Consider the following 527-nt stretch of genomic DNA (forward strand, 5'->3'; position numbering starts at 1 on the left):
CCATCCCCGGATCGAGGATGAGCCGGTCGGCAGCGACCCCGCTCCGTCGCAAGGCGGAAACCCGCGCCTCGAAGAACCGCACAATCTCGTCGAGCGCGTCTTCGGGTCGAAGGTGACCGGTGCGGGTGGCGATGCCATCCCGCTGCGCTGAGTGCATAACCACCAGCCTGCAGTCCGCCTCAGCAATATCGGGATAGAGCGCAGGGTCAGGAAATCCTTGGATATCGTTCAGGTAGCCCACGCCGCGCTTGAGCGCATAGCGCTGGGTTTCCGGTTGGAAGCTGTCGATTGAAACACGGTGCATCTGATCGGACAGGGCGTCTAAGAGCGGCGCAATACGTCTGATCTCATCGGCCGGCGATACAGGCCTCGCGTCCGGATGGCTGGCGGCCGGTCCGACATCCACGACGTCTGATCCGACTCGCAGCATTTCGATCGCCGCGGTGACAGCGCCGGCGGGGTCTAGCCGCCGGCTCTCATCGAAGAAGGAGTCCTCGGTGAGATTCAGAATGCCGAACACCGTCACC

At 63.4% G+C, this 527-nt stretch carries 1 protein-coding gene; it reads right to left on the reverse strand.

From position 1 onward, the window contains the following. Positions 1–526, reverse strand: a 526-nt coding sequence (gene folP / locus QPK31_RS26115) for a dihydropteroate synthase (RefSeq protein ID WP_026013918.1), incomplete at its 3' end; no start/stop codon positions are given. Position 527: the final 1 nt, after the last annotated feature.

Origin of the sequence: Massilia sp. YIM B02769, assembly GCF_030411995.1 — a bacterium.
Taxonomy (GTDB): Bacteria; Pseudomonadota; Gammaproteobacteria; order Burkholderiales; family Burkholderiaceae_D; genus Telluria.